The 3,687-nt window shown below is 57.8% G+C and carries 2 protein-coding genes; both read right to left on the reverse strand.

The window, feature by feature from the left end:
* A partial coding sequence (locus HCZ87_RS20225; protein ID WP_368484157.1) for an FHIPEP family type III secretion protein occupies window positions 1-1,291 on the reverse strand: 1,291 nt, incomplete at its 3' end.
* A gap of 324 nt (window positions 1,292-1,615) precedes the next feature.
* On the reverse strand, window positions 1,616-3,687 hold a 2,072-nt coding region (locus HCZ87_RS20230; RefSeq protein ID WP_167646855.1), incomplete at its 5' end, for a hypothetical protein.

The raw sequence follows: 3,687 nt of genomic DNA on the forward strand, positions 1-3,687 counted from the left end.
CCAGAACCATATCAGGATGCAGGGTGCCGCGCGCCTGCTCAACGCCCTGAATGCGAATGACGTAGGTCCCGTTGTCCAGTTCCGGTTCATCCGTCAGCCGGATTTCGGGGAGGATCAAGCCGAAGCTGGTCGCAACATGGGTCCGCATATTGGCGATCCGCGCATCCAGGCCGGTTCCGGGATCCAACACCATGGAGACCAGATCTTGCGAGAACTCCAGATGCAGGTCGTCCAGATCAAGAATGTCGCCCAGCGCCTTGGTTTTATCCGGCGACTGCACCTCTTCGACTTTGGCATCCAGCTCCTTTTGCTCTTCTGCGGATTGCGTCTTCTGGGTCCGGTAGGCCAAGAACCCAAGCAACCCGCTGCCTGCAATAAACGGCAGGAACGGCAGACCCGGCACCAGCGCAAACAAGGCCATCAGTACAGCCACGGCACCCAACGCGCCCGGGTGTTTCCCCAGCTGCGAGAAAATCGCGGTATCTGTTGATCCGGTTGCCCCACCCCGTGCCAGCAACAGCGCGGCAGCAATCGAGATGATCACCGACGGAATTTGAGACACCAGACCATCGCCAACCGTCAGGATCGCATAGGTTTCAAAGGCGGTTCCGATCGGCATGCCGTGGATCAGAACACCCATGATGAGGCCGACAATCAGGTTCAACAGGGTAATCAGAAGCCCTGCGATCGCATCGCCTTTCACAAATTTGGACGCACCGTCCAGCGAACCAAAGAAGGTGGTCTCCTTCTGTTCGATCTCGCGACGTTCCTTGGCTGTCGCGTGATCAATGGCCCCGGCAGACATGTCGCTGTCGATCGCGAGCTGTTTGCCCGGCATGCCATCCAGTGCGAACCGTGCACCAACCTCGGCCATCCGGGCGGCACCCTTCGTGATTACCATGAAGTTCACGATCAGCAACACACCGAAGACGACCAAACCAAGGAAAACGCTGCCGTCCATCACGAAGTTCGCGAACCCTTCGATCACATTGCCAGCCGCATCGGTCCCACTGTGCCCTTGTCCGATGATCAATTTTGTCGAGGACACGTTGAGCGACAGCCGCAGCATGAGCGAGGCCAACAGGATGGTAGGGAACGACGAGAAATCCAGGGGCCGTTCGATGAACAGCGTGATGGTGAAAATCAAGATCGCTAGGGCAAAGGAGGTGGCAAGGCCGACATCCAAAACCCAAGAGGGCATGGGCAAAATCATCATGACGATGACCGCCATCAACGCCATGGCAAGCAGAATAGTTGGGCTGAACAGCTCTTTAATTGATATATTCGGCACGGTGTTTTTCTCTTGTGTGAACGCGACCAAAGGCACCGGACATGCCGGTCAGACGAGGGGAGGATCTGTCAGGTCCACCGGCGCGCTGCGACGCCAACGGGGAAAACCGCGCGAACAAAGGACCGCTTTGTCGCACGGGTACAGAAAACCAGAGCCTTAGCCCTGCCGGTATGATCGTTTTCACTGGCATTCTGCCTATTCCAAGTCAGGATTCTTCCCTAATCCTCACGGTAGGCGGCTATGCTTTACAAAGAGTTATCACCACAAAGGAATTGGCCGCCCAAGAAAGGCGGCCAACGCAAGGAATAGGCTTGTTGAAGAAGGCTATTCGTCCTTTGGAGGAGTTCGCTCGACCTGGCGCAGAAGCTCCTCGATCGAGCTTCGCGCACCAATGCTGCTTTCAACCAGGGCCCGAGCCTCCGCCAGCGGCGGCAGATCCTGCGGTTCCTGAACGGCGGCGTCGATGTCGCTGGTCAGTTCCGCCACGGCGCGGAAGGGGGCTGCGGCCTCGTCCAGCGTTTCTGCGGCGTCCAGATCTTCGGAATGCCAGAAACCGCGGGCAGCCTCGTTCAGATCCTGAGCCGACATCATATATTCGCTCGCCCGCTCATATTCCTTGTTGCGCCACAGGGCTTCTGCGCGCATCCGGTCCGCTTGTCGCCCCTCCAGGCCCATCAGTTCAACCAAAGCGCGCTGCGGCTGATCCATCGCCAGATGCGCCTCTGCTGTCATCATCCGACGATCCCGGTTTGCGGGCTCCAGGCTCATCTTGGCCAGCAGCGTTTCCGCCTGTTCGGGAAAGCCGAGATCCAAGAGCCGCCGCGCCACAATATCACCGACCTGACCGGCCTGGGCCGCCCCCGCCTCTCCCGTGAAGATCAACGCATATTTGAGAAAAGTCACGTCGTCCGCGTTTTCTGTCAGCAATGTCATCAAAGGGGCATTCGCCTCGGTCTTTGCCGCCTGCCCATCCCGGTTGGCCAACATCGCAAACCGCATGAACGCCTCGTCAAAGCGGCCCGCCAAGGCCAGAGCGGTGACCTGCGCCTGCCGCAATTCCGCTCCAAGAGGTGTATCGCGCGCTTCAAGCTCATAGGAGGCCGTCAAATCCGGGACATCCGGCGACAAGGCGCGGCGTTCGTCATAGCTCAATTGGATAAGCTCAATCAACGCAAGCGGCGTATTCTTGTTTTGCTCCGCCACCTCTTCGGTCAGGTTGCGCACCACCGCTTCGGTGTCGCCCTCCAACTCTGCGATCGCCGCTTCGGCAAGATTCCTGTCTGGAACATGCTCAACGCCAGTTCGGTTCACAGCCCGCATAGCCGTTTTAGCCACGTGGGTGTCGCCCGCCTTTGCAAAAAGTGTACTCATCCTAGGACCGAGCTGCACCCTCAGGTGCGCAGGCATTTTGGCAAATGCCTGTTGCATCGCATCCGTATCGGCGCCGGTTTTCACAAGCCCATCAGACATTGCGGCCCAAAACGCGGTGTCCCCGCTACAGGTCTGCTGGCCAGTGAAAATCGTGTTCACGGGCAAATCGGCTTCATCGAGTATCCGTCCCATCGTGGTCAGCACATCTCTTGTTTTTTGGCTCAAGCTGTCTTCGGGCAGCATATTCAAAGTCGAAATCGCCTCGGCCCCAAAGCCAAAATAGAGATATGTGCGCGCCAGCTTCAGCACCGCGTTCTTATCGACAGCATCAAATTCACCGATAATCTGGTTGCGCAGCCCCCCGACTTGTTCGCTAAACGGAGCCTCCGTTCCCCATTTGTGAATAGCGACATCCCGGTTCTTGAGGCAGTGCGAATCCTCCAACCCTTCGCCAGTTCTTGCGGCGAATAGTCCGGTTTCGCGATCAATCGCGGAGGTCACGGAAATATTATCGAGCGGATTGAGCGGACGGTTTTCGTTTCCCAGGGGGTCAAGGTGACTATTTTCCTGAGAATTCTCGGTGGGGTGCAAGAGTCCTTGCTCACTCGCCCGACCGATTTGCTGCAACAAGCGCGTTTCGGTGTCATTGACCATCGCGGCGCGACGGTTCTCGTCCAAATCCATCAAGAGGCTGGCGTCTGCTTCCAGCACTTCTGGCTTGGATTTACCATCTTCCGCTTTAACCTCTTCCTTGATCGGCGCCGCGCGATCCGCAACATCAAGCAGATCGGGTGCGCCGGATACCAGCGGCAACTCCAGAGGACCGCTGTGCGTTGGGTTCAACTGTGCAGACCCAAAAGTTTCGGCAACCGCATCTTCCAGATCAAGTGCCACGCGCGCGCTGGCAAGATCCTGGCGATCAAGGTTAAAGCTGTATCCTCCCGTGGTTGGAAAGGTAAGCGGCAGGCGGGTGGTAGCTGGCGGCGCAGCCAAGGCCAAGGGCCGAAAAGCAAGCAAGGGAACAA

Origin of the sequence: Phaeobacter sp. HF9A (genome assembly GCF_011806385.1) — a bacterium.
Lineage (GTDB): Bacteria > Pseudomonadota > Alphaproteobacteria > Rhodobacterales > Rhodobacteraceae > Epibacterium.